This window comes from Arthrobacter sp. FW306-07-I, from assembly GCF_021800405.1.
GTDB lineage: Bacteria > Actinomycetota > Actinomycetes > Actinomycetales > Micrococcaceae > Arthrobacter.
The window spans coordinates 1,868,692-1,892,367 of sequence record NZ_CP084550.1; the positions used below are offsets into that span (position 1 = coordinate 1,868,692).

A 23,676-nucleotide genomic window follows, 5' to 3' on the forward strand; every position below is an offset into this window, starting at 1 on the left:
CAGTTTACCGGGCTGTGCCATAACCGTTCTGTTGGCTTCGGCGCCGGGGCGGGAGCGCGGTGACGCCGTCGGGCAGCGGTGGGAGGCCGGCGAACGTGCACACCATGTCGGACCAGGCCTCAAGGTGGGCCTGGACGTCGGAGGAATCGGGGGTCCAGGAGGCCCGGAGTTCGATGTCGATCGACCCCGGCCGCTCCGCCAGGGTGCCGAAGCTTTCGGAGAGGACCCGGGTTGCGGTGCCGCCCGCTGCCCGGTAGCCGGCCTTGTGGTTTTCCAGTGCCTCCACCAGCCAGGTCCACGCCACGGTCCCCAGCATCTGGTCGTTACCCATCTCCGGTTCCAGCTCGGCGCGGATGTAGGTGACGATGCGGAATTCCCCGCCCCACACCGCGGAGCCCTCGGGGTCGTGCAGCAGGATGAAGCGCCCGGTGGCGAGTTCCGTTTCGTCCTCATCCGCCGCAGGGCCGGCCGTTCCGGAGGCGGCGGCGAAGGCCAGCGCCGCCGGTCCGTGCACGGGGGTGGAAGGCGTAGCAACGCCGGGCGCCATGACTTCGGCGCCCAGCGCGACGGCGAAGGGTGCCAGGCGTGCAGGGGCAGGGATCTCCGCGAGCCGCAGTTCCTTGCGGCACCGGGCTTTCCTGAGGGTTCCCAAGGCATGGAGAAAATCCGGGGGAACCTGGTCAAGTGCGTTCACCTTGGCAGATTACGGTGCGGGGCGGTGCGGGGCAGGAAGGCTCGCCGTCAGCGGACGCTCAGCCGGCCTGCGGGTCCCGGTAATCCCGGAGCTCATGGCGGATTGCTGCGGCAAAGGCATCAACGTCCTCCTCGGTGGTGTCAAAGGAACACATCCACCGGACTTCCCCTGTGGCTTCGTCCCAGTCGTAGAACCGGAAGGAGTTGCGCAGCCTGTCCGCCACACCGGGAGGCAGGACGGCGAAGACGCCGTTGGATTCGGTCTTCTGGGTGGGCCGTACGCCGTCGATGGTGTCGACGGCGGCGCGGAGCCGGGCAGCCATGGCGTTGGCGTGCGCGGCCGAGCGCAGCCACAGGTCGCCTTCCAGCAAAGCGATGAACTGGGCGGACATGAAGCGCATCTTGGAGGCGAGCTGCATGTCCATCTTGCGCAGGTAGAGCAGGCCGTGGGCTGCTTCCGGGTTCAGCGCCACGACCACTTCGCCAAAGAGCAGTCCGTTCTTGGTGCCGCCGAAGGACAGGATGTCTACCCCGGCGTCCCTGGTGAAGGCGCGCAGGGGCACGCCAAGGTGGGCGGCCGCATTGGCCAGCCTCGCGCCGTCCATATGCAGCTTCATGCCTTTGGCGTGCGCGTGGTCGGCAATGGCGCGTATCTCTTCCGGTGTGTAGCAGGTGCCCAGTTCCGTGGTCTGGGTAATGGACACGGCCAGCGGCTGGGCCCGGTGCTCGTCGCCCCAGCCCCAGGCCTCCCGGTCAATCAGTTCGGGGGTCAGCTTGCCGTCGGGGGTGGGAACGTGCAGGAGCTTGAGGCCGCCGATGCGTTCCGGAGCACCGTTTTCGTCCATGTTGATGTGGGCGGTGGAGGCACAGACCACGGCACCCCAGCGGGGGAGCAGCGACTGCAGGGACAGGACGTTGGCTCCGGTGCCGTTGAACACCGGGAAGCATTCAATGCCGGGCCCAAAGTGCTCAACCATCAGTTCCTGCAGCCGTGCGGTGTAGTCGTCTTCGCCGTAGGAGACCTGGTGCCCTTCATTGGCCGCGGCCAGGGCCGCCAAAACCTCAGGGTGGACGCCGGAATAGTTGTCCGAAGCGAAGCCGCGCACGTTGGGATCGTGCAGCCGCAGCGCCGTGCCGGTTTCTGCTGTTGTCGTCATAGGGTTGCTCACGCTTTCAGTTTAGGGACAGTCACGGCCGTCAGTCCGCCAGCCGGAGCCGGGCACCGTTGAGTTCGGTGGACGGGGTGTCGAAAAGCCGTACGACGGCGGCAGCAAGGTCGGCTACGTCCGTCGCTCCCGGGAACTTCCGCTCCGGGTGGGCGCGGCGGAGTTCGTCGTCCACCAGCGCCTTGACCACCAGGATGGTGGCAGCGGCGTTGCCGCCGCCGGCCTCGGACGCCCGGCGGAAGCCGTCGGCTACGGCCATGGTCCAGGCTTCCGCCGCTGCCTTCGCTGCGACATAGCTGGCTACTGCCGCGGTGGGCTTGTCCAGCGCGGTGGACGACACTATCGCAACCCTGCCGGAGGCGGACGCCGCGATATCTTCGAAGAAGACCCGCGACACGTTCCGCAGCGTGGTGACGGCGCCGCGTTCCAGGAAGTCCCAGTCGTCGTCGGTCTGGTCGGGGATCCCTTTGGCCCCGCGCCAGCCACCCACCAGGTGGATCACGGCGTCCACGGGCCCGAAGGCTGCGCCGACCTCGCCGCGCAGCTTCCTGACATTTTCCAAATCCGCCAGGTCGCACGTGAAGGGGGTGACGCCGTCGCCCGCTTTCTCCGCGGCCGCCCTGATCCTGGCCTCATCCGAGCCCACCGTCGCCACGCGGTGGCCGGCCGAGGCGAGGGCGCGGGCCACGGCGATCCCCGAGGCGCCGCTGCCGCCCGTGACCAGGACGCGCGCCGGCGCAGAGCCAGTCGCGGCGCCTGTGGCCGTACTTGTCACAGCGCGGAACGGCCGGTGATGCCGGCGGTGGACTCAATAACCGGGCGCATCTTCTTCTCCAGTGCCTCGTAGAACATGGACAGCGGGAATTCGTCATCCAAGACCTGGTCCGTGAGGCCGCGGGGTGTCCCCGCCAACGGCAGTGCATCGGGGCCCTTGGCCCACACGGAGGCCGGGTTCGGGGTGACGGTGGCGGACACCAGCTTATAGGCCGCCAGCCAGTGGGCGGTCTTGGGCCGGTCGATGGAACGCCAGTACAGTTCGTCGATGCCGGCTCCCAAAGCGATGACGGCGTCCGCCACCTCATCCCAGTCGATGGTAAGCCGCGTGTCCGTCCAGTGCAGCACGTGCTGCTGGTGCAGCCACGCGAACAGGAGTTGGCCGCCCAGGCCGTCGTAGTTGCGGATCCGGCTGCCGGTGATGGCGAAGCGGAAGATGCGGTCGAAGATGATGGCGTACTGCACCAGCTTCGCGTGCCGCCGGGCTTCGGGGTCGGCGTCCTCGTCCTTTTCGATCCGCACAGACTCGCGGAAAGCGGTGAGGTCGCAGCGCAGTTCCTCCAGCGAATACAGGAAGTAGGGCATCCGCTGCTTGATCATGAAGGGGTCGAACGGCAGGTCGCCGCGCATGTGGGTCCGGTCGTGGATCAGGTCCCACATCACGAAGGTGGCCTCGGTGAGGTCCTGGTCCGCCAGGAGTTCCGCGGCGCCTTCCGGCAGCTCCAGGGAGGTGATCTCGGCGGCGGCCTTCAGGACGCGGCGGAACCGGGCGGCCTCGCGGTCGGCGAAGATGGCACCCCAGGTAAAGGTAGGGGTCTGGCTGACCGCCACCGTCTCGGGGAACAGGACGGCAGAGTTCGTGTCGTAGCCCGGGGTGAAGTCGACGAACCGGATGGGGACGAACAGCTTGTTGGAGTATTCCCCTGCTTCCAGCCCGTTGATGAACTCCGGCCAGATCACCTCGACCAGCACGGCCTCCACCAGGCGGTTGCTGCTGCCGTTCTGGGTGTACATGGGAAAGACCACCAGGTGCTGCAGGCCGTCCTGGCGCAGTTCCTGCGGCTGGAACGCCAGCAAGGAGGACAGGAAGTCCGGCACCGCAAAGCCGCCGGCGGCCCATGCCTCGAAGTCGGCGCAGGCAGCCTCGAGGTAAGCGGCGTCGTGCGGGAAGGCGGGGGACAGGGCCCTGATCGCCGTCACGATGGTTTCCACGTGGCCGGCTGCCCCGATGTGATCGGCAGGGTCCGGGATGGACCCGTCCTTGACCTGCAGCGCCTGCAGCGCCGTGGCTGCCGTCTTCAGGCGGAGCCAGTCCTGGTTCTGGGGGGAAATACCGGTAACAGCGGTGGTCAGGGTCTCTGTCATCGTCGGCTGCCTTTCTGGGTGCTTGCGTCTCTCTGGTGAGCGTAACAAGCGGCAAGAACGGCTTATGCCCGAAGGGGGGATGAGTAAGAAATACTTATGCTCGGTGGGTGCGGGCCTGGTACGAGACCAGCCCCCGGCTGTTGGAACAGCGCGGGGGCTGGGGAGGCCTTGCTTGGTGCTTGGCCTGTGATGGTGCGCCTGGGCCCGCCTGGCCCGGGGGCCGGGGGTGCGCCTTAGCCTTGCGAACCGCCTTCGGCGTCGTCCTTGCTGACCAGCCGGAGGGACACCGAATTGATGCAGTAGCGCTGGTCGGTGGGTGTGCCATAGCCCTCGCCCTCGAACACGTGGCCCAGGTGGGAGTCGCAGGACCCGCACCGCACCTCGATCCGTTCCATACCCAGGGTGCGGTCGTGGATGTAGCGGACCTTCCCCTCAGCCAGCGGAGCCCAGAAGGAGGGCCAGCCGCAGTGCGAATCGAACTTCTCGTTGCTGGTGAACAGTTCGGCACCACAGGCACGGCACTGGTACACGCCCTCGGTATGGGTGTCCCAGTACTCGCCGGTGTAAGGCCGTTCCGTCCCGGCCTGGCGGAGGACGTGGTACTCCTCCGGGGTCAGCTCCTCCCGCCACTGGGCGTCGGTTTTCTGGACCGCGTTTGCCGGTGCGGCGTTTTCCTGGCCGCCACCAATCATGTCCGTTGCCTTGTTACCGAAGATGCTGTTTCCAAAGATGCTCATAGCATTTCCAACGCTCAGGAGTCGCCGATAAATCCCGAACCGGCGTACAGATGGAGCACAGGGACGCCCAGCTGGTCCTGTGCCTTGTTGGCCCAGTCCGTGTGGAAGGTGTCGGCCACGGCATGCGGCCTGGTGATCACCACGGCCTGGGACGCTCCGGTTTCCCGGACCTTGGCCACCAGGCTGTCCACGGCCTTGCCGTCCACCACCTGGCCGGTCACCCCGGAACCCAGCCCCTCCAGCGCAGCAAGTGATGCCGCAAGGGTTTCGTCCGCGTGGGCCCGTTCGACGGCGGCGTCCGGGTTGCGTGCCGCGAGCTCACGGAATGCCTTGGCAACGTCCAGCAGGGACAGGTTTTCGAGGAAGTCCACCAGCAGGTGCCGCTCCGTGTTTGCCGGCACCAGGACCAGCAGGCGGCTGTCCCCGCCATCCACCAGCCGTTCAATGTTCAGGCGGTCTTCCGCGCCCAGTGGTTCTTCGGTCAGGATGACGATGGGATCACTCATGGCCTTAGCCTAGCGCCGCGCGGGGAGGCCTGCACTGCACTTCCGGTGCACGCCGCACGCCGCCGGGCGACGTGCCGGTCCCGTCCTGGAATGCAGGTATCGGCGGCAGGGCCGGTAAGAATAGTCCCATGGCACCTTTCCGGCGAGCGCGCCCTGCAATGACTGCACCCACCCGGGACTCCGGCGGCATGTCGCCGGGGGCGAAGTGGGCCATCGGCGGGGCGATTGCCGGCGGCTCGGTGGCAAGCCTGCTGGGAGCAGGGTCCTCAGCGCTCGCCGTGTACTTCGCCCGCCGCGTGATCACCCCGGCCCGGCAACGGGCGGCGGACAAGGAAGTGCTGGCCGTGATCCGTGACGGGCAAAAGCAGCAGGTGATCCTGGCTGCCAACGATGACACCACGGTGGATGGGGTCTATGGATTCTTTTTCGACGGCGGCAAGGGCCACGCGCGCATCGGCCGCATCATTTCCTACTCACCGGCGGAACGGACGGTCCTGCGCGAGGTCGAAGCCGTCTACAGCGGGGACCTCTCGACCGCGCGCTGGGGATGGTGGAGCGGCGCCACCTACCCGGACCCGGCCGCCGTCGGGATTCCTGCCGAAGATGTGCTGATTCCCGTCGAGCGGGGCGAAGCGCCCGCCTGGCTGGTGCGCGCCAAGGGAACGGCCCGCACCTGGGCCATCATGGTGCACGGCCGCGGTGCCACCCGGCAGGAGGCCCTCCGGGCCGTGGGCCCGGCCCTGGAACTGGGACTGACCAGCCTGCTGGTGTCCTACCGGAACGACGGACTGGCGCCCTCGGCTGACGATGGACGGTATGGCCTGGGTTCAACGGAATGGCAGGACATCGAAGCCGCCATCGAATACGCCCTGGCCCACGGTGCCGAGGAAGTGGTCCTGTTCGGCTGGTCCATGGGCGGAGCCATCTGCCTGCAGACCGCAGACCTCTCCCGCCACCGGCACCTGATCCGGGCCATGGTGCTCGACGCGCCGGTCATCGACTGGGTCACCGTCCTGGCGCACCATGCGCAGCTGAACCGGATCCCGTCGCTGGTGGGCAGGTACGGGCAGCTGATGCTGGGCCATCCACTGGGACGCAGGCTCACCGGCCTGTCCGCACCAGTGGACCTCAAAGTCATGGACTGGGTGTCCCGGGCCGTCGAACTGCGGACGCCCACCCTCATCATCCACAGCGTCGACGACGAGTACGTACCGTACGGACCCTCCGCCCTGCTGGCTGAACGGAACCCGGAGATGGTGACCTTCGAAACGTTCAACCATGCGCGGCACACCAAGGAATGGAACGTCGATCCCGAACGCTGGGAGCGGCTGGTGAAGGCGTGGCTCCGTCAACAGCTTGCGCCGCGCCTCAATCCCGGTTCCAGGCCTGGCCCGGAATCAGCGGCACAACACACCGCAACGGGGGCGTGACATGGCGAAACAACAGGGGACCGGGGCGCTGATTGACCGGGGGCGGCTCCTGGCTGCGGATCTTTCCCAACTGGTGGCGGCCGCAGCAGGCCGGCCAAGCCAGGCTTCCCACGCCCCCTTCGACGGGACCCTGGTGGGCGAAGTGCCCGTGTGCACCACGGACGACGTCGGCGCCGCCGTTGACCGCGCACGCCTCGCCCAGCAGCGTTGGGCCGGGCTCCCGGTCACCGAACGCCGGGCGGTGGTGCGCAGCTTCCGCAGGCTGCTGCTGGACCGGGAACAGGACATCCTGGACCTGGTGCAGGCCGAAAGCGGCAAGGCCCGGCTGAGTGCCTTTGAGGAGTTCGCGGACGTCGTGCTGACGGCCAACTATTACGAGCGCAGCGCCGAGCGGTACCTGGGGCCGCGGCGCCGGAAGGGGGCCGCCCCTGTCCTGACCCGCACCACCGAATACCGTGTGCCCAAGGGAGTGGTGGGGGTCATCAGCCCCTGGAACTATCCGCTTACCCTCGCGGTCTCCGACGCCCTGCCCGCCCTCCTGGCAGGCAACGGCATCGTCCTGAAGCCGGATTCCCAGACGCCCTTCACGGCCCTGCTGATGCTCAAACTGCTCCGCGAGGCCGGCCTGCCAGCGGACCTGTTCCAGATCGTCACCGGACCAGGCCCAGAGATTGGCCCCGCCTTGATCGGGCGGGTGGACTTCCTGATGTTCACCGGTTCCTCGCAGACCGGCAAGACCGTGGCCCGGCAATGCGGTGAGCGTCTGATCGGCTTCTCCGCCGAACTTGGCGGCAAGAACCCCATGCTGGTGCTGGCCGATGCGGACGTTGCCAAAGCAGCCAGCGGCGCCGTCCACGCCTGTTTTTCCAACTCCGGGCAGCTGTGCGTGAGCATCGAACGGATCTACGTCCATGCTGACGTGCATGACGGTTTCCTCGCGGCGTTTACGGACCAGGTGAAGGCGATCCGGATGGGCCCGGGACCGGACTGGGACATCGGCATGGGGTCACTCATCAGCGTGGCGCAGGTGGAGCGCGTGGACCGCCACGTCCAGGACGCGCTGGACAAGGGGGCACAACTCCTCGCCGGCGGACGGCGGCGGCCGGACCTGGGACCGTTGTTCTACGAACCCACCGTCCTGGCAGGAGTCACCCCGGAGATGCTCCTGGCCCGGGAGGAGACGTTCGGTCCCGTGGTGGCCGTCTACCGGGCAGCGGACGACGACGAAGCCGTGGCAATGGCCAATGATTCCGACTTTGGGCTGAACGGCAGCGTCTGGTCTGCCCGCCACGGGGAAGAGGTGGGCCGCCGGCTTTTGACGGGAACCGTCAACGTCAACGAAGGCTATGCCGCAACCTGGGCTTCCCATGACGCGCCGATTGGCGGGATGAAGGACTCCGGCGCCGGACGCCGCCACGGCCGGGAAGGCATCCTCAAATACACCGAGCCGCAAACCGTTGCCGTGCAGCGGCTGCTCAGGGTGGCGCCAACCCCCGGCATGTCCAACCGCGCCTACGCCCGAATCATGAAGGGCGCAGTCACCCTCATGGGCCGCTTCCCCCGCAGCCGGTAGGGCTTGCCCTGCCCACACCCGTTCCACCAAACACCAGGAGAACCGACATGGCCAGAGGAACCCGACTTTCCGGGGCAACACTGTTGATTACGGGAGGTGGAAGCGGGCTGGGCCGCCGCCTGGCGCTGGGAGCGGCGCGGCGCGGAAGCCGGGTGGTGATCTGGGATTTAGATGCTGAAGCAGGGGCAGCGGTTCGTGACGAGATCCGCGCGGCAGGAGGGTCGGCCGAGGCCCATATTGTCGACGTCACCGACAGGGAAGCCGTGGCGACGGCCGCCGCCGCGGCCGGGCCCGTGGATGTCCTGGTCAACAATGCCGGGGTGGTCAGCGGCCAACCGCTCCTTGATGCCACGGATGAGGCCATCGAACGGACCATGAAGGTCAACGTCATGGCGCTGTATTGGGTAACGCGCGCGTTCCTCGCCGGGATGGCAAGCCGGCGCCACGGAACCGTCGTCACTGTTGCCAGCGCCGCCGCACTGGTGGGGGTCGCCCGGCAGACTGACTACTCCGCCAGCAAGTTCGCCGCCTTCGGCTTCAATGAGTCTCTGCGCGCCGAGGTCCGTGCCGCCCAACTCGGGGTCAACACGCTGGTGGTGTGCCCGTATTACATCGACACCGGGATGTTCGCCGGCGTCCAGACCCGCTGGCCCATGCTCCTGCCGATCCTCCAGGAAGAGGACGTGGCCGCCAAGGTCCTCGATGCCATCGAGGCCGGCCACAGGAAGCTGGTCCTGCCGCCCCTGGTGAACCTGCTTCCGGTCCTCCGTATCCTTCCGGTCAGCGTTTTTGACCGGCTCATGGACGTCCTCGGAGTCAACCGGACCATGGACAATTTCACCGGCCGGCACACTGGTCCTGAAAAGTCTGCGAACGGCGGAGGTTTACCCGGCCGGAAGTGAACTGATGGGCGCGGTGACCGCGCCCGTCAGGCGGACCAGGTCAGTTGGGGCGAGCTCAATATCCAGGCCCCGCCTGCCGCCGGACACCAGCACGGTGTCCAGGGCCAGGGCACTGGAATCCAGCACCGTGGGGGACGGCTGGCGCTGGCCCAGCGGGGAGATGCCACCCAGGACGTATCCGGTGCGCCGCTGGGCTGCAGCAGGATCGGCCATGGCAGCCTTTTTGGCGCCCATGGCAGCGGCCATGGCCTTCAGGTCGAGGGTCCCGCTCACCGGAACGATGCCCACCGCGAGCCTGCCCTCAACGTCCACCATCAACGTCTTGAAGACGCGGGACGGATCCATGCCCAGGGCCTGCGCAGCTTCGGCGCCGTAGCTCGTGGCGGAGGGATCGTGGGTGTACGGGTGCAGCACAAAGGGAACCCCGGCCGCGGTCAATGCCGCTGTAGCCGGGGTTCCCTGGGCTGAGTTTCTGCGCGCCATGAATGGGCGGTCAGGACTGGGCGCCGGACGCGGCGGCCACCTTGCGCTTGATCCTGCCCAGCATGGCGGTCATGCCGCGCATGCGCAGCGGCGTGATGGCGCGGGTGAGCCCCAGCAGTTCCGGCATGTCATCCGGGACGGACAGGATCTCTGCTGCGGAAAGGCCGTCCAGCCCCTCGTGCAGGACACCGGCAAAACCCCGCGTGGTGGGAGCCTCGGCGGGAGCCTTGAAGTAGAGGCGCACTTCGCCGGCGGGACCGGCGTCGTTGGACTCTGTCTCGATGGTGAGGAACAGCGGCGACTGGCACTCCACCACCTGCTCAAGGAGCTCAGGGTGGTCCTTGAGCCGGTCGGGGAGCTCCGGCAGTCCTTCCGAGAACTCCAGCAGCAACTGAAGCCTTTCGGGTTCGGACAGGGCCTGGAAGTCGTCCACAATCGCCGCCAGGGCGGAAGGCAAAGCTTGAGTAGTCATCGGTCCAAGTCTACGCGGGGGAGCAGAGGGTCAGGCTCCGACGGCGACGGGTACGGACCCGCGCTCAGCGCCTTTGACGATGGGAACGCGCACGGCGTTGCCCCACTCGGTCCAGGATCCGTCGTAGTTGCGGACGGAATCGAAGCCCAGAAGGTACTTGAGCGCGAACCAGGTGTGGCTGGAACGTTCGCCGATGCGGCAGTAAGCCACCACGTCGTCACCCTGGGCCAGGCCGGCCTCGCCAAGGTAGATCGCCTCAAGTTCCTCCCGGCTGCGGAAGGTGCCGTCGGCGGCAGCGGCGCGGGCCCACGGGACGGACGCAGCGGTGGGGATGTGTCCGCCGCGCAGCGCGCCCTCTTCCGGGTAGGCGGGCATGTGGGTGCGCTGGCCGGTGTATTCCTCGGGGGAGCGGACGTCGATGAGCGGCTTGCCCAGGTGGGCCAGGACATCGTCCTTGAAGGCCCGGATGGGAGCGTCATCGCGCTCGACCACCGGGTAGTCGCCGCGGACAGGCGATGGCTTGTCCTTGGTCAGTTCCCGGCCTTCGGCAACCCACTTGTCCCGGCCGCCGTCGAGCAGCCGGACGTCCTGGTGGCCGAAGAGCGTGAACACCCAGAGGGCGTAGGCAGCCCACCAGTTGGACTTGTCGCCGTAGATCACCACGGTGCTGTCCCGGGAAATTCCCTTGGATGCGGCCAGTTCGGCGAATGCGGCGCCGTCAACGTAGTCGCGGGACACTTCGTCGTTCAGGTCGGTGTGCCAGTCGATCTTGACCGCGCCCGGAATGTGGCCGGTCTCGTACAACAGCACGTCCTCGTCGGACTCCACCACGACGAGTTCGCCGTTTGCCACTGCGCCGCCTTCGATGGCAGCTGCGAGCCACTCGGTGGAAACGAGCCGCTCCGGGTGGGCATAGGCTGCGAACTTCTCATTCTGTTCAACCGGGTAGGGCATGGCTTGGCCTTTCAGTAAGAGCACGGGAAACCGCGGAACATGCGTTGGAACCTCTTCCCACCCTAGCCAGCGCCCGGGAGGTTGTCCGTATTCCGTTAACAGGGGGAAATGTTGCCTTCATCACGTGCCGGGCGGCAGGACGGCCTCCCGCCCGGGTACGGTCAGCATTGCCGGTATCCTTTCTGGGGACCAACCACCAGCAGAACGGACCACCTTGGTACAGATCGAACAGCTTGCCGCCCGCACCCCGGCAGTTTCGGTGGACGAACTCCTGAAGGGCTTCTACCCGTCGCCGCGGTTTGGCGAGGTCTCCTTTTCGAGCTACCGCCCGGACCCCAAACAGCCCAGCCAGGCCGCCGCAGTGCGTGAACTGCAGGGATTCGCTGACGGCGTGGGGTCGGGCAACGGGGGCGGGCTTTTCAAGAAGCTGTTCGGCAAGAAGGACGAGTCCAGGGCCGGCATCTACCTGGACGGCGGCTTTGGCGTGGGCAAGACGCACCTGCTCGCGTCCCTGTGGCACGCAGCCCCGGGCCCCAAGGCTTTCGGCACCTTTGTGGAGTACACCAACCTGGTGGGCGCCCTCTCCTTCCGCAAGACCGTGGACGCCCTGAGCAGCTACCAACTGGTCTGCATCGACGAATTCGAACTGGACGATCCGGGCGACACCGTCCTGATGTCCCGGCTCATGCGGGAACTGGCCGACGCCGGCGTCAAACTTGCCGCCACCTCCAACACCCTGCCGGGCTCCCTGGGCGACGGCCGGTTCGCCGCCGTGGACTTCCAGCGCGAAATCCAGGTGCTGGCAGACCAGTTCGAGGTCATCCGCATCGACGGCGAGGACTTCCGGCACCGCGGCCTCCCCGCGGCACCGGCCCCGCTGAGGAACAGCGAGCTGAATGCCCACATGAAGGCGGAGTTCGACGGCAAGACCGTGGCACAGGACGAGTTTTCCACGCTCATCCACCACCTCGCCGGCGTGCACCCCAGCCGCTACCGCCAGTTGATCGACGGCATTGACGGTGTGGTGTGGCGCAACGTGGAAACCATTACCGAGCAGGCTGTGGCGCTGCGCTTCGTGGTGCTGGCGGACCGCCTCTACGACAAGGACGTTCCGATCCTGGCCAGCGGTGTTCCGTTCGACAAGCTGTTCACCGAGGAAATGATGACCGGCGGGTACATGAAGAAGTACTTCCGCGCCGTGTCCCGCCTTACAGCCCTGGCGCGCGAAGGCCAGAACCACGAACCTTCCTAGCGGGTTCCCGGTTCGCCGCCGCTGCGTTCCGGCTTCTGCCGGCTGACCAGAGTTGCCCGGACCACCAGGCCGGCCAGGAGTGCCCAGAATGCTGAGCCAATGCCCGCAAAGGCCAGGCCCGAAGCTGCCATCAAAAAGGTGACGGCGGGGGCGATGCGGTCCTCCGGGTCCGCCAGCGCGGCAGACACGGCTGACGCCAGCGTGCCCAGCAGGGCCAGACCCGCCACGGCTTCGAGCATTCCCGCCGGCGCCTGGTTCACCACGGAGACCAGGGCGGTGGAGAAGGCGGCCAGCACCAGGTAGGTCAGTCCGGACGTGAAGCCGGCCACCCATCGCCTGCTGCGGTCGGCGCCGGCCTCATCGCCGGCGGCCAGCGCCGCGCTCAGCGCCGCTAGATTGATGGCGTGGCCGCCAAATGGCGCCGCCGCAACAGTTCCCGCTCCCGTGACCAGCATGGCCGGCCGCCAGGGTGTTTCATACCCGAAGGAACGAAGCACCGCTACGCCGGGCACGTTCTGCGAGGCCATGGTCACCACGAACAACGGGAGGGCGATCCCTGCCATGGCCTGAAGGCTGAATGCGGGCGTGGTCCACGTTAGTGCAGGCATCAGGGCACCCGAATCCACGGACGTGCCGGCAGAGGCCGACGTAACACCGATCACGGCCAGGGCCACAAGCAAGGCAGCGGGCACGGCCCACCGCGGAGCGAACTTCATCATCACCAGCCAGCAGAGAATTACCGGCGCCACAAACACGGGCACCGTGCCCAGCGCCTTGAAGGGGGCCAGGCAGAGTTGCAGCAGGACCCCGGCCAGCATCGCCTGGGCCAGGGAGGAGGGGATCTTCGCCATCACCCTGCCGAGCGCCGGCACAAGGCCGGTCAGGGCCAGCAACACCCCGGCGGCAATGAAGCCCCCGACGGCAGCCGGCCACCCGCCGTCGGGCATCCCTGACGCCGCAAGCAGCGCCGCGCCCGGCGTGGACCAGGCCAGCGTTACCGGAACCTTGGAGCGCCAGGCGAGGACAAGGACGCCAAGGCCGACGGCGAGCGTCAGCGCCAGCAGGCCGGACGCTGCCTGCGCGGGATCGGCGCCCACTGCCCTGAGCCCGGCCAGGACGACGGCAAACGACGAGGTGAAGCCCACCAGCGCGGTGACGATTCCGGCCACCACCGGACGGGACTCGATCCGGGTCCGGCCGGCAGGTGGAGTGGTGGAAGGTGCGGGGGGCTTGGGCATATCCGCAGGTTACCGGTGGGGCTTGGGGAAGCGGGAATTGCAACGGCATCGCGGTCAACCGGCCTCAACTGTGCCGCGTATAGACAGTCCTTAAACGCCAAAGGCGCGGGCGCCGCCTCGCGGCGGGACCCGCGCCCCGTTGACGTGCTAGGGCAAGGCCCTGGCCAAATCCTTTACGGAGCCCTGTCAACCGGCGGAACCGGATTTCCAGGAGCAGCCGGGGGAACCTGCCCGGTGGCAGGTGCCTGGCCCGGGGTTCCGTTCTTGTCCACGAGCTTGGAAGCGCCATCCTGGATCTTGTCGACGTGGCCTGCGTACTTGCCGCCGGTCTTGGTGTCGACGAAATCGCCGGCCTTGCTGATGCCGTTCTTGATGGCCTGCTCGTTACCGCGGATGAGACCCTGAGCCTTGCCCTTTAGATCGTCAATCAAACCCACGAGCACCTCCCTTCTATCGCGGAGCCAGGTTGCTCCTCGCGCATTCGATCCTATCGGGGCGGAGAAGGGGTGCCAAGGGAATCGCGTTCGCCAGCAGCGGATACCCGGAAACGACAAAAGCAGCTCCGGAGAGCTGCTTTTCGTGGTGGGCGATACTGGGATCGAACCAGTGACCTCTTCCGTGTCAGGGAAGCGCGCTACCGCTGCGCCAATCGCCCCGAACCGGAAGACCGGTAAGTGGGATAAAAAGAGAGCGGACGACGAGATTCGAACTCGCGACATCCACCTTGGCAAGGTGGTGCTCTACCAGCTGAGCTACGTCCGCGGATGCAGGATGTTCCGGTAAACCGGTGGTACTGCGGGCAAGTTTCCTTGCCAGTGGGCGATACTGGGATCGAACCAGTGACCTCTTCCGTGTCAGGGAAGCGCGCTACCGCTGCGCCAATCGCCCATTGAATCCGAAAGATCCGGAATCCATGGTTTTCACCGAGGTGGGTACGGGATTCGAACCCGTGTATACGGCTTTGCAGGCCGCTGCCTCGCCTCTCGGCCAACCCACCGTGTTAGCTCCGGTTCCTGGGAACGTTTGCTGTGACAGTGTCCTGCGAGCGGACGACGAGATTCGAACTCGCGACATCCACCTTGGCAAGGTGGTGCTCTACCAGCTGAGCTACGTCCGCACTTTGGAGGTTGATTCCCTGCCGTTTCCGGCATTTCCTCGCGTTCCAACGAGTAAAAACAATATAGGAGGTTCCGGGAAACTCCAAATCGCTCCGGCCGCCTGATGCGGGATGCCCCCGCTTCCGCGTGATTCCGCGGGTTTAGTGACTTACAGGCGTGTAATTTTACGACGGCGCCTGGCGGCCTCCTGCGGCCGGGTTGCGGGTGGGAGGTGCTGCTGGAGGCACTTTTGCCGGGAGGCGCCGAGGCCGCCGAGGCCGATTTTTGAAATGCGGCAGAGGTGGGCTAGCATTCAAATGCATCGGGGCGATTGGCGCAGTGGTAGCGCGCTTCGTTCACACCGAAGAGGTCACTGGTTCGAACCCAGTATCGCCCACCCGCAGAGGTCCGTTTCCGCTCATCAGCAGCGGAAGCGGACCTTTTTTTCGTGTGCAGCTCCGGCTCCCGGAGCTTTTGTCGGCCCCCTGTGAAAGAGTCTTTTGTATGACTGATCCGCTTCTCGCCCATGCCACCGAATACGGTCGGATGTACGCACGGTCAACGTCTGAGCAGTTCGCCGTCCCTTCCATCACCACCGTGATCAGCCAGCAGCCACACGGCCTCGACGGCTGGTTCGGTTACATGGGTGCCAGCAGCCTGGCCAATGACCCGCTGCTCTCGGACTGCCTGGGCAGCCCTGCCAAGATCAAGCAGGCCATCAACCGCGCCGCCAAGGCTGCCGAAACCTACCGGGATGACGCCGCCCGGCGCGGCGACCGCGTCCATAACTACTGCGAACAGGTGGCGCTGCGCGCACTGGGGCGCCCGCATGCCATGAAGGAAGCCCGCGAAGCCCTGGCCGCCAACGGCGAGGAAGCCTTCGCGGTGCGCTTCGATGAATGGTGGGAACTTTTCCGGGTGGAGCCCATCGCTCCCGAGATCACGGTGTGGAACGATTCCGTCGGTTACGCCGGAACCCTGGACCTCGTAGCACGTATCAACGGGCGCGTCTGCCTGATTGACTACAAGACCAAGGGCACCACCCGGGACGGGCTGGTCAAGCCCCTGGATAACAAAGTGGTCATGCAGTTGGTGGCCGGGATGAAGGCGGAAGAGAGCCTCGTGGATGCGGAGGCGGGAACCTGGGAGCCTTGGAAGTATGGGGAAAATCCCGTCCTGCTTGCCGTCGCCATCGGTGAGACAGAGGTCCGGCCCGTCCGGGCAAACCCTGAAGTCCTTAAGCACCACTGGTGGAAATTCTGCGCGCTGCGCCGGGTCTGGGAACTGAACGCCGACACGATCAGTGCCGGCACGGCGCTGCTGCCCATCGCACCCCCGCCGCTCGCCCAGGCAGGAGCTGTCCAGGCGCGCACGGCTTAGCTCCGTGCAGCCACCAGGACTGCACCTAAACTGGATAGGTTCCAATTGCCGCCAACCGTGAGGACAAACAGCGCATGGCTATTCTGAATATCCGCATCATCGGCGATCCTGTGTTGCGCACAGTCGCCGATCCAGTGACGGAATTCGGACCCGAGCTTGCCAAGCTGGTCGCCGACATGACCGAGACCATGGAGGACGTCGACGGCGCCGGGCTTGCCGCTCCGCAGATCGGCGTCAGCAAGCGCGTCTTCACCTACCGCATCGACGGCGTCGAAGGACACATCATCAATCCGGTCCTGGAGAACAGCGAGGACTACCAGCCGGACCATGTGGAAGGCTGCCTCTCCATTCCGGGCCTCGGGTTCCCGGTCCGCCGCTTCCGGTCCACACGGGTCACCGGCGTGGACATGCATGGCAACCCCGTCTCCATCGAAGGGGAGGGCATGCTGGCACGCTGCTTCCAGCATGAAAACGACCACCTGGACGGCATCCTCTACACCGACCGGCTTGAGGGCGAGGACCGGAAGGCTGCACTACGGTCCATCCGCAACGCCAACTATGACGCCGTGACCGAACGCACCACGGCCAAGCGCGCCAAGAGCGTGGGGTCGAGTTTCGGCGGGTCAAGCTTTGGCGGAAACAGCGCCCCCGGCGCCAGCTTCGGCGCAGCCGGGTGAGGGTCCTCTTTGCGGGAACCCCCGCGGTCGCAGTCCCATCCCTTGACGCACTCGTCAACGCCGGGTTCGAAGTCGTCGCCGTCCTGACCCGCCCCGATGCACCCATCGGCCGGAAACGCGTGCTGACGCCGTCGCCCGTTGCGCAGCGGGCCGCTGAACTTGGCATCGACGTCATCCACGCAGCCCGCCTGGACGCTGAGGCCATCGCCAAAATCTCCGCAGTGCAGCCGGACGTTGCTGCCATCGTCGCCTACGGCGGCCTGGTCCCACCTGCAGCCTTGGACATTCCGCGGCACGGCTGGGTCAACCTGCATTTCTCCCTGCTGCCCGCCTGGCGCGGTGCCGCCCCCGTCCAGCGGTCCGTCATGGCCGGTGACGACGTCACCGGTGCTGTTACCTTCCAACTCGAGGAAGGCTTGGACACAGGCCCCGTCTTTGGCACCCTGACGGAAGCCGTCAAACCCCAGGACACGGCAGGGGACCTGCTGGAGCGGCTTTCCCACAGCGGCGCGGTGCTGCTGGCACAGACACTGTCGGCCATCGATGCCGGAAAGGCCTCCCCCCAGCCGCAGGCCGGCGAGGTGTCGCTTGCGCCCAAGCTGACCCTGGAGGACGGCCATCTCAACTGGGCCCATCCGGCGCTGGCCATCAGCAGGCAGGCACGCGGCGTTACCCCGGAGCCCGGCGCCTGGACCCTGCTGGACGGACAACGGGTCAAACTCGAGCCGGTCCGGCTCCGCCCCGAGGTGACCCACCTGGCCCCTGGCGCAGTGGCGTTCCACGGGAAAGCTGTGCTGGTTGGAACAGGGTCCCACGCCGTGGAACTCACCCGGATCCAGCCAGCCGGCAAAAAGATGATGGCCGCAGCCGACTGGGCGCGCGGCCTGGCTTCTCTGGAAAGTGTGGTGTTCGAATGAGCAGCTCCGGCGGCAACGCAGGCGGACAAGGCAACGCCGGAGGGCGGGGTGGCGCCGGGAGGAACGGCCAAGGCAGCAGCGGCGGACCCGCCGGTGGCCGCGGCAGGGGCGGACCTCCGGACACCAGCAGGCGCAATGCCCAGGGACGGGAACGCAACCGCGGGCCCAAACGAAACTTCACCGAGCAGGCGCCGTCGCAGCGGACCAGGCGCGCCGACCCCGCGCGCCTGGTGGCTTTCGAAGTCCTTCGCGCCGTGGCCCAGGAGGACGCCTACGCCAACCTGGTGCTGCCCGCCCGCATCCGGCACCACCACCTGGACAAGCGGGACGCCGGCTTTGCCACCGAGCTGAGCTACGGGGCCCTGCGCGGCCAGGGCACCTACGACGCCATCCTGGCACGCTGCGTGGACCGGCCCCTGTCCCAACTCGATCCCGCCGTCCTGGACGCCCTCCGCATCGGCGCGCACCAGCTGCTGGCCATGCGGGTCCCGGCGCACGCGGCACTGGACCAGACCGTGGGGCTGGCCCGTGCAGTCATTGGCGCCGGTCCCTCCGCCTTGATCAACGCCGTCCTGCGCAAGGTGTCCGCCCGCACCCTTGAAGAGTGGCTGGACCTGCTGGTGGAGGGCGAAACCGACCAGACGAAGATTGCCGCGCTGCGGTTCGCCCACCCCGAGTGGATCGTGCGGGCCATGCGCCAGTCGCTTGTGGCACACGGCAGGCCCGCCACCGAAGTCGACGGCCTGCTGGAAGCGGACAATGCCGCCCCGGTGGTCAACCTGGTGGCCCTGCCCGGGCTGGGCAGCCTGGACGAAGCCCTGGAAAACGGTGCCGCCCCCGGCGAACTGGTGGAAGGCTCCGCGCTCTCCAGCGGCGGGGACCTGGGCCGCCTCGCGTCCGTGCGGGCCGGCACCACGCGGGTGCAGGACGTTGGGTCCCAGTTGGTGGCCAGGGCCCTTGCTGCCGTGGACCTCGGCGGGGCGTCGGACCGTGCAGGCGCAGACGGCACAGCGCCGGACTCAACGAAGGAGGCCTGGCTGGACCTCTGCGCGGGACCCGGTGGAAAAGCTGCGCTCCTTGGTGCCCTGGCGCACCAGCGCGGTGCCACACTGCTGGCGAACGAACCCGCGCCGCACAGGGCAAAGCTCGTCAGCCAGGCGTTGTCTGCCGTTCCGCACGACACCTGGCAGGTTCGCACCGGTGACGGCCGGGAAGTGGGGGCCGAGCAGCCGGAACGGTACACCCGTGTGCTGGTGGACGTTCCCTGCACCGGCCTGGGAGCACTGCGGCGCCGGCCGGAGTCCCGGTGGCGGCGCTCGCCCAAGGACATCACGGACCTCGGCCCGTTGCAGCGCGAACTGCTGGCCTCCGCCCTTGCGGCAGTCCGTCCCGGGGGAGTGGTGGCCTACGTGACCTGTTCACCGCATCCGGCGGAGACCACTGCTGTGGTGGCGGACGTCCTGCGCAAGCGCGATGACCTGGAACTCCTCGACGCCGGCGCCGCCCTTGACGCTGTCAGCCTGACCGGAAGCCTTGAGGCCGGGCACGACATGACGGCCCAGCTCTGGCCCCACATCCACCACACCGACGCCATGTTCCTGGCCCTGATCAAGAAGAAGGCCTGAACGGGAGGAAAACCCGTGCAGCTTTCAAACCACCCACGTATTTGTCCGTGGTACCACCGCACCTTCAGCGAAAGGCACACCCTTGACGCAATGCTGCATCAACCCGAGCATCCTCTCCGCCGACTTCGTCAACCTTGAAGCTGAACTTCAGCGGATCAGCAATGCCGACGCCGTGCACGTAGACGTCATGGACAACCACTTCGTCCCCAACCTGACCATCGGGCTTCCCGTCGTCCAGCGGATCCAGGCCGTCAGCCCGGTTCCGCTCGACGCCCACCTCATGATTGCCGATGCCGACCGCTGGGCACCCGGGTTCGCCGACGCGGGCCTGGCGTCGGTGACGTTCCACGCCGAGGCCTCCATTGCACCCATCAAGCTGGCCCGGGAGCTGCGCAGCAGGGGAGCCAAGGCGGGGATGGCCCTGCGGCCTGCCACGCCGGTTGAGCAGTACCTGGACATGCTGTCCGAGCTGGACATGCTGCTCATTATGACGGTGGAGCCAGGCTTCGGCGGCCAGGCCTTCCTGGACGTCACCCTGCCCAAGATCCGCAGGGCCCGCGCAGCCGTGGACGGATCAGGGGCTGCCGTGGCCATCCAGGTGGACGGCGGCATCACCGAGGAAACCATTGAGCGCGCCGCTGAGGCCGGCGCCAATGTCTTCGTGGCAGGCTCCGCCGTTTACGGCGCGGACGATCCCGCCGCCGCCATCGACCTGCTGCGCGCCAAGGGTGCGCGGACATTACGTGCGGCGACGGAATAACCGGGAGCCCCTGCAGGTTGTGGCACAATAACAACACACATACGTGCTCCGGGGTCGGTGTAAGTCCGAACCGGCGGTGACAGTCCGCGACCCGCGAGCCGGTGTTCTCTTCAGGGGGATCCCGGCGGACGGTTGAACCGGTGGAATTCCGGTACCGACAGTTAAAGTCTGGATGAGAGAAGCACGTACAGCTGTATCTGTGCAGCCTTGCGCCGCGCAGCGTTCTGCTGTCGTATCCCCGGAGCCATCGCGGTTCGACAGGGAAGGAACGACACACGAATGAACCCCCAGCGATGGCTCTTTAACGCCGAAACTCCTGCCGCTTTGATGGCAGGCCCACATCCCGCGTCCGCGCTGCCAACAACGGCCGCCGCATGACGGGCGCCGTGGAACTGCACCCCGCCGCCGGGGTGGTCACCGCCTTCACCGCAGACGAAACCCGGGCCATGGATCATGCCCTCCAGGCAGCCCTCCAGGGACCGCGCGGTGCAAACCCCCTGGTGGGCGCAGTCGTCGTCGGTCCTGACGGGAAGGACCTCGTAACGGGTTACCACCGCGGAGCCGGCACCGCGCACGCCGAAGCCGACGCCATTGCCCAGGCTGCCGCCGTCGGCCTGGATCTTTCCGGCTGCACCATGGTGGTCACGCTGGAACCCTGCAACCACGTAGGCCGCACTGGCCCGTGCACGGAGGCGATCATCGCCGCGGGGATCACCGACGTCGTCTACGCGGTTGACGACCCCCACGACCCCGCCGCCGGCGGCGCCGCAACCCTGCGCGCGGCGGGCATCCGAGTCAGGAGCGGCCTTGGCGCCGAGGAAGCGCTGGACCTGAACCGCCAGTGGTTCGAGGCCGTGGCCGCCAAGCGCCCCTTCGTCACCCTCCACATCGCCCAGACGCTGGACGCCCGGATCGCCGCGGAAGACGGCACCAGCCAATGGATCTCCAGCCCCGAGTCCCTTGCGGACAACCACGGGATCCGCAGCCGCATCGACGCCATCCTGGTAGGTACCCAGACCGTGCTGGTGGACAACCCCCGGCTGACCGCCAGGGACGCTTCAGGCAATCCCTCGCCCAAACAGCCCGTCCGGGCCGTCATGGGGCTCCGCGGAATTCCGGCGGACGCCGCCATCCACGGCGACGACGGCCTGGCCGTGCACCTTCCCACCCGCGACCCGCGCGAGGCGCTGTCCATGCTTTACGACGCCGGCACCCGCCACGTCATGGTGGAGGGCGGCTCCAGCATCCTGAGCTCCTTCCTCGCCACAGGCCTGGTGGATGAACTCATTGTGTACCTGGCGCCGACCCTGCTGGGATCCGGCACCCCCTCATTGAACGGGCTCGGCATCACCAGCCTCCCGGACGCCCAGCAGTGGGAATGGGACCCGTCCGACGGCGGCGCTGTCCGTACGCTGGGCCGGGACCTTCGACTGCACCTGAGACCGCAGCGCAAAGTTGCACTCGACCACCAACCAACCCGCGCCACCGCGGAGCAAGCCCAGGGAGGCTACTGATGTTCACCGGAATTATTGCCGAGCAGGGGCAGGTGCTGTCCGTGGAGCGTGACGGCGACACCAGCGCCACCCTCCGCTTGCACGCGCCCGGCTCGACCGAGGGCCTGGCACTGGGTGGCTCCATCGCCGTCAACGGGGTCTGCCTCACGGCAACAGCGATTGACGGCAAGGACTTCAGCGTGGACGTCATGGGCGAAACCCTGGTCCGCAGCACCATCGGCGAGCTTACCGCCGGGGACACCGTGAACCTGGAGCGCTGCGTTCCCGCCGGCGGCCGCCTGGACGGGCACGTGGTGCAGGGACACGTGGACGGCGTCGGCGTCCTGCTGGAACGCGAACCCCAGGGCAACTGGGAGCGGCTGCGCTTTGGCGTGCCCGCCAACCTGGCCCGCTACATCGCCGAGAAGGGCTCCATCGCCATCGACGGCGTCTCCCTCACGGTGACGGCAGTCAGCCCGGCAGCCGAGCAGGAGCCGTGGTTCGAAGTGGGCCTGATTCCCACCACCCTGGCCGAAACCGGTCTGGGAACCAAGACCACCGGCAGTCGGGTGAACCTGGAAGTGGATGTGCTGGCCAAATACACCGAACGCCTGCTTGCCTTCCGCGGCGCAGGCGAAGCAACCTCCGCCGGCGAAGCCGCAATTGCCGGAGGTGCCCGGTGAACGCCGCAGTACACCTGGAATCCCAGGTTGCCGCCGATCTGGTGTCCGCCGCAGCGCCGGCCGCACCGGCCAGGGGACTGGACACCATCGAGGACGCCGTGCGCGCCATGGCCGCCGGCCACCCCGTTCTGGTGGTGGACAACGAGGACCGCGAAAACGAAGGCGACATTATCTTCGCCGCCCAACACGCCACGCCGGCACTGATGGGCTGGACCATCCGCTACAGCTCCGGCGTCATCTGCGTGCCGTTGACGGGAGTCCGTGCCGATGCCCTGGCCCTGCCGCCCATGACGGCCGTCAACGAGGACGCGAAGGGCACCGCCTACACCGTGTCCTGTGACGCCGCCACCGGTGTCAGCACGGGAATCTCCGCCACCGACCGGGCCCTGACCGCCCGCGTCCTCGCGGACCCGAATGCCGGTCCGGCATCCGTGACCCGGCCGGGGCATATTTTCCCGCTCCGGGCAGTTGACGGAGGTGTGCGGGAACGCCAGGGCCATACGGAGGCCGCGGTGGACCTGTGCCGCCTGGCAGGCCTGGAGCCTGTCGGGGTGATCGCGGAAGTGGTGTACGACGACGGTGAAATGATGCGCCTGGACGGGCTCCGTTCGTTCGCAGCTGAACATGGATGCCCCCTGATCTCCATCGAGGACCTGGTGGCGTATCTTGAAGCCGGGGCCGGGGGAGTCCCGCAGGAGGATGCCCGGGCGGTCCCGGGCGAAGAGAAGGAGAAGCCATGACGGCAGCGGCAGCCAGCGACGACAGCCACCAGGACGGCCACCGGAAGCCCCACGCGGTGTCCGGTGAAGCGCCCCATCCCGTCAGCGGAGGGCCCATCGTCCAACTCCCCACCGCCTTTGGCGACTTCGTAGCCCAGGCATGGACGGACCTCGTGACCGGCGTTGAGCATCTCGCCGTCAGTTCCCCCAACCCTCCCACCGACGGAAAAGCTCCCCTGGTGCGCCTGCACTCCGAGTGCCTGACCGGCGATGTCTTCGGTTCCTACCGCTGCGACTGCGGTGAACAACTTGCCTTCGCACTGGAACTGATCCGGGACAACGGCGGCACCCTGCTCTACCTCCGGGGCCAGGAAGGCCGCGGCATCGGGCTGGCCAACAAGATCAAGGCCTATGCGCTGCAGGAAGCTGGCTTCGACACCGTGGAAGCCAATGAGCAGCTGGGCCTGCCCGTTGACGCCCGGTGCTACAAGGCCGCGGCCCAGATCCTCGCCGAGATGGGGCTGCATGAGGTGCGGCTGTTGAGCAACAACCCGGACAAGCAGAACAGGCTGGCCAAGGCCGGGGTGAAGGTCGTGGAAATGGTGCCCACCGAGGTGCCGTCCCGCGAACAGAACATCCGGTACCTGCGCACCAAGAAGGACCGCATGGAACACCGCCTGCTGCTGGACACGCAGGCGGCCCCCGTTTCCGTGCCGGCCCCCGAAGCCCCCTACGACCACGAACAAGACTGACGTCTTCAAGAACGAACGGAACAGAAGA

24 protein-coding genes, 6 tRNA genes and 1 riboswitch are annotated in these 23,676 nt (G+C 67.2%); of the genes, 14 read left to right on the forward strand and 16 right to left on the reverse strand.

The features are described 5' to 3' along the window. Positions 1–4: 4 nt before the first annotated feature. The 6 genes from LFT46_RS08540 to LFT46_RS08565 all read right to left on the reverse strand — a co-directional run bounded on the left by LFT46_RS08540 (position 5) and on the right by LFT46_RS08565 (position 5,241). Positions 5–694, reverse strand: coding sequence for a DUF3000 domain-containing protein (locus LFT46_RS08540; protein WP_236802096.1), 690 nt, complete (start codon positions 692–694; stop codon positions 5–7). A 58-nt stretch (positions 695–752) separates the two neighbouring features. Next, complete coding sequence (locus LFT46_RS08545; RefSeq protein ID WP_236802833.1) at positions 753–1,850, reverse strand: threonine aldolase family protein; 1,098 nt, start codon at positions 1,848–1,850, stop codon at positions 753–755. A 40-nt stretch (positions 1,851–1,890) separates the two neighbouring features. Continuing rightward, positions 1,891–2,634, reverse strand: a complete 744-nt coding sequence (locus tag LFT46_RS08550) for an SDR family oxidoreductase (RefSeq protein ID WP_236802097.1) — start codon at positions 2,632–2,634, stop codon at positions 1,891–1,893. Further along, positions 2,631–3,998 carry a DUF6421 family protein gene (locus tag LFT46_RS08555; RefSeq protein WP_236821829.1) on the reverse strand — a complete coding sequence of 456 codons (1,368 nt, stop codon included), beginning with the start codon at positions 3,996–3,998 and terminating at the stop codon, positions 2,631–2,633. The genes LFT46_RS08550 and LFT46_RS08555 overlap by 4 nt, the downstream gene beginning before the upstream one ends. Positions 3,999–4,231: 233 nt before the next feature. Beyond that, positions 4,232–4,690 (reverse strand): peptide-methionine (R)-S-oxide reductase MsrB, encoded by a 459-nt coding sequence (gene msrB / locus LFT46_RS08560; protein WP_236802834.1) that lies wholly within the window; start codon positions 4,688–4,690, stop codon positions 4,232–4,234. A gap of 59 nt (positions 4,691–4,749) precedes the next feature. Continuing rightward, entirely contained in the window at positions 4,750–5,241 is a 492-nt protein-coding gene (locus LFT46_RS08565; protein WP_236802098.1) for a hypothetical protein, read from the reverse strand. A 158-nt stretch (positions 5,242–5,399) separates the two neighbouring features. Here LFT46_RS08565 and LFT46_RS08570 point away from each other — a divergent pair, with 158 nt between their 5' ends. Genes LFT46_RS08570 through LFT46_RS08580 form a run of 3 tightly spaced genes read left to right on the forward strand, consistent with a single transcriptional unit; the run spans position 5,400 to position 9,146 of the window. After that, positions 5,400–6,671, forward strand: coding sequence for an alpha/beta hydrolase family protein (locus LFT46_RS08570; RefSeq protein ID WP_236802099.1), 1,272 nt, complete (start codon positions 5,400–5,402; stop codon positions 6,669–6,671). A gap of 1 nt (position 6,672) precedes the next feature. After that, positions 6,673–8,244 (forward strand): succinic semialdehyde dehydrogenase, encoded by a 1,572-nt coding sequence (locus tag LFT46_RS08575; RefSeq protein WP_236802100.1) that lies wholly within the window; start codon positions 6,673–6,675, stop codon positions 8,242–8,244. 47 nt (positions 8,245–8,291) lie between these two features. Then, positions 8,292–9,146: an SDR family oxidoreductase gene (locus tag LFT46_RS08580; RefSeq protein WP_236802101.1), complete on the forward strand. Its 855-nt coding sequence runs from the start codon at positions 8,292–8,294 to the stop codon at positions 9,144–9,146. Here the strand turns inward: LFT46_RS08580 and ybaK are convergent. Genes ybaK through LFT46_RS08595 form a run of 3 tightly spaced genes read right to left on the reverse strand, consistent with a single transcriptional unit; the run spans position 9,129 to position 11,055 of the window. Then, positions 9,129–9,629 (reverse strand): Cys-tRNA(Pro) deacylase, encoded by a 501-nt coding sequence (gene ybaK, locus LFT46_RS08585; protein ID WP_236802102.1) that lies wholly within the window; start codon positions 9,627–9,629, stop codon positions 9,129–9,131. The genes LFT46_RS08580 and ybaK overlap by 18 nt on opposite strands. A 10-nt stretch (positions 9,630–9,639) precedes the next feature. Next, a complete protein-coding gene (locus tag LFT46_RS08590; protein ID WP_236802103.1) occupies positions 9,640–10,101 on the reverse strand; it encodes a SufE family protein in 462 nt (153 codons plus the stop codon). Between the two features lie 30 nt (positions 10,102–10,131). Then, complete coding sequence (locus LFT46_RS08595) at positions 10,132–11,055, reverse strand: sulfurtransferase (protein ID WP_236802104.1); 924 nt, start codon at positions 11,053–11,055, stop codon at positions 10,132–10,134. A gap of 214 nt (positions 11,056–11,269) precedes the next feature. On the opposite strand from LFT46_RS08595, the gene zapE reads away from it, so the two are divergent. Further along, positions 11,270–12,307, forward strand: a complete 1,038-nt coding sequence (gene zapE / locus LFT46_RS08600) for a cell division protein ZapE (protein WP_236802105.1) — start codon at positions 11,270–11,272, stop codon at positions 12,305–12,307. Here the strand turns inward: zapE and LFT46_RS08605 are convergent. From LFT46_RS08605 to LFT46_RS08635, 7 genes are all read right to left on the reverse strand, one after another. Continuing rightward, the gene (locus tag LFT46_RS08605; RefSeq protein WP_236821830.1) at positions 12,304–13,545 is read right to left on the reverse strand and encodes a benzoate/H(+) symporter BenE family transporter; all 1,242 of its coding nucleotides are present in this window, start codon (positions 13,543–13,545) and stop codon (positions 12,304–12,306) included. The genes zapE and LFT46_RS08605 overlap by 4 nt on opposite strands. Positions 13,546–13,718: 173 nt before the next feature. Then, a complete protein-coding gene (locus LFT46_RS08610; RefSeq protein WP_442863681.1) occupies positions 13,719–13,988 on the reverse strand; it encodes an antitoxin in 270 nt (89 codons plus the stop codon). A 137-nt stretch (positions 13,989–14,125) separates the two neighbouring features. Continuing rightward, positions 14,126–14,200 (reverse strand) — tRNA-Val (locus LFT46_RS08615). Positions 14,201–14,234: 34 nt separating this feature from the next. Continuing rightward, positions 14,235–14,307, reverse strand: a tRNA-Gly gene (locus LFT46_RS08620). 54 nt (positions 14,308–14,361) lie between these two features. Then, positions 14,362–14,433, reverse strand: a tRNA-Val gene (locus tag LFT46_RS08625). 38 nt (positions 14,434–14,471) lie between these two features. Beyond that, positions 14,472–14,542 (reverse strand) — tRNA-Cys (locus LFT46_RS08630). A 47-nt stretch (positions 14,543–14,589) separates the two neighbouring features. Continuing rightward, a tRNA-Gly gene (locus tag LFT46_RS08635) sits at positions 14,590–14,662 on the reverse strand. 305 nt (positions 14,663–14,967) lie between these two features. On the opposite strand from LFT46_RS08635, the gene LFT46_RS08640 reads away from it, so the two are divergent. From LFT46_RS08640 to ribA, 10 genes are all read left to right on the forward strand, one after another. Further along, positions 14,968–15,039: transfer RNA gene (locus tag LFT46_RS08640), tRNA-Val, on the forward strand. A 107-nt stretch (positions 15,040–15,146) separates the two neighbouring features. Beyond that, positions 15,147–16,022, forward strand: a complete 876-nt coding sequence (locus tag LFT46_RS08645) for a cytochrome (RefSeq protein ID WP_236802107.1) — start codon at positions 15,147–15,149, stop codon at positions 16,020–16,022. 74 nt (positions 16,023–16,096) lie between these two features. Beyond that, on the forward strand, positions 16,097–16,699 hold the full coding sequence (def, locus tag LFT46_RS08650) for a peptide deformylase (protein WP_236821831.1): 603 nt from the start codon (positions 16,097–16,099) through the stop codon (positions 16,697–16,699). Continuing rightward, on the forward strand, positions 16,696–17,616 hold the full coding sequence (gene fmt, locus LFT46_RS08655) for a methionyl-tRNA formyltransferase (RefSeq protein WP_236802109.1): 921 nt from the start codon (positions 16,696–16,698) through the stop codon (positions 17,614–17,616). Before def ends, fmt begins: the two co-directional genes overlap by 4 nt. Beyond that, positions 17,613–19,241: an RsmB/NOP family class I SAM-dependent RNA methyltransferase gene (locus LFT46_RS08660; protein ID WP_236802110.1), complete on the forward strand. Its 1,629-nt coding sequence runs from the start codon at positions 17,613–17,615 to the stop codon at positions 19,239–19,241. The genes fmt and LFT46_RS08660 overlap by 4 nt, the downstream gene beginning before the upstream one ends. An 82-nt stretch (positions 19,242–19,323) precedes the next feature. Further along, positions 19,324–20,001, forward strand: coding sequence for a ribulose-phosphate 3-epimerase (gene rpe, locus LFT46_RS08665; RefSeq protein WP_236802111.1), 678 nt, complete (start codon positions 19,324–19,326; stop codon positions 19,999–20,001). Between the two features lie 39 nt (positions 20,002–20,040). Beyond that, a riboswitch (FMN riboswitch) is annotated at positions 20,041–20,190 on the forward strand. A gap of 185 nt (positions 20,191–20,375) precedes the next feature. After that, positions 20,376–21,515, forward strand: coding sequence for a bifunctional diaminohydroxyphosphoribosylaminopyrimidine deaminase/5-amino-6-(5-phosphoribosylamino)uracil reductase RibD (gene ribD / locus LFT46_RS08670; protein WP_236802112.1), 1,140 nt, complete (start codon positions 20,376–20,378; stop codon positions 21,513–21,515). Continuing rightward, on the forward strand, positions 21,515–22,177 hold the full coding sequence (locus LFT46_RS08675; RefSeq protein WP_236802113.1) for a riboflavin synthase: 663 nt from the start codon (positions 21,515–21,517) through the stop codon (positions 22,175–22,177). The genes ribD and LFT46_RS08675 overlap by 1 nt, the downstream gene beginning before the upstream one ends. Continuing rightward, positions 22,174–22,917 carry a 3,4-dihydroxy-2-butanone-4-phosphate synthase gene (ribB, locus tag LFT46_RS08680; protein ID WP_373993258.1) on the forward strand — a complete coding sequence of 248 codons (744 nt, stop codon included), beginning with the start codon at positions 22,174–22,176 and terminating at the stop codon, positions 22,915–22,917. The genes LFT46_RS08675 and ribB overlap by 4 nt, the downstream gene beginning before the upstream one ends. After that, the gene (gene ribA, locus LFT46_RS08685; RefSeq protein ID WP_236802114.1) at positions 22,914–23,648 is read left to right on the forward strand and encodes a GTP cyclohydrolase II; all 735 of its coding nucleotides are present in this window, start codon (positions 22,914–22,916) and stop codon (positions 23,646–23,648) included. Before ribB ends, ribA begins: the two co-directional genes overlap by 4 nt. Positions 23,649–23,676: the final 28 nt, after the last annotated feature.

Coding starts and splice junctions, on each gene's coding strand:
- LFT46_RS08545 (WP_236802833.1), bottom strand. CDS start 1,850: ATGACGACAACAGCAGAAACCGGCACGGCGCTGCGGCTGCACGATCCC.
- LFT46_RS08555 (WP_236821829.1), bottom strand. CDS start 3,998: ATGACAGAGACCCTGACCACCGCTGTTACCGGTATTTCCCCCCAGAAC.
- msrB (WP_236802834.1), bottom strand. CDS start 4,690: ATGATTGGTGGCGGCCAGGAAAACGCCGCACCGGCAAACGCGGTCCAG.
- LFT46_RS08565 (WP_236802098.1), bottom strand. CDS start 5,241: ATGAGTGATCCCATCGTCATCCTGACCGAAGAACCACTGGGCGCGGAA.
- LFT46_RS08570 (WP_236802099.1), top strand. CDS start 5,400: ATGACTGCACCCACCCGGGACTCCGGCGGCATGTCGCCGGGGGCGAAG.
- LFT46_RS08575 (WP_236802100.1), top strand. CDS start 6,673: ATGGCGAAACAACAGGGGACCGGGGCGCTGATTGACCGGGGGCGGCTC.
- LFT46_RS08580 (WP_236802101.1), top strand. CDS start 8,292: ATGGCCAGAGGAACCCGACTTTCCGGGGCAACACTGTTGATTACGGGA.
- ybaK (WP_236802102.1), bottom strand. CDS start 9,629: ATGGCGCGCAGAAACTCAGCCCAGGGAACCCCGGCTACAGCGGCATTG.
- LFT46_RS08590 (WP_236802103.1), bottom strand. CDS start 10,101: ATGACTACTCAAGCTTTGCCTTCCGCCCTGGCGGCGATTGTGGACGAC.
- LFT46_RS08595 (WP_236802104.1), bottom strand. CDS start 11,055: ATGCCCTACCCGGTTGAACAGAATGAGAAGTTCGCAGCCTATGCCCAC.
- LFT46_RS08605 (WP_236821830.1), bottom strand. CDS start 13,545: ATGCCCAAGCCCCCCGCACCTTCCACCACTCCACCTGCCGGCCGGACC.
- LFT46_RS08645 (WP_236802107.1), top strand. CDS start 15,147: ATGACTGATCCGCTTCTCGCCCATGCCACCGAATACGGTCGGATGTAC.
- def (WP_236821831.1), top strand. CDS start 16,097: ATGGCTATTCTGAATATCCGCATCATCGGCGATCCTGTGTTGCGCACA.
- LFT46_RS08660 (WP_236802110.1), top strand. CDS start 17,613: ATGAGCAGCTCCGGCGGCAACGCAGGCGGACAAGGCAACGCCGGAGGG.
- ribD (WP_236802112.1), top strand. CDS start 20,376: ATGACGGGCGCCGTGGAACTGCACCCCGCCGCCGGGGTGGTCACCGCC.
- LFT46_RS08675 (WP_236802113.1), top strand. CDS start 21,515: ATGTTCACCGGAATTATTGCCGAGCAGGGGCAGGTGCTGTCCGTGGAG.
- ribA (WP_236802114.1), top strand. CDS start 22,914: ATGACGGCAGCGGCAGCCAGCGACGACAGCCACCAGGACGGCCACCGG.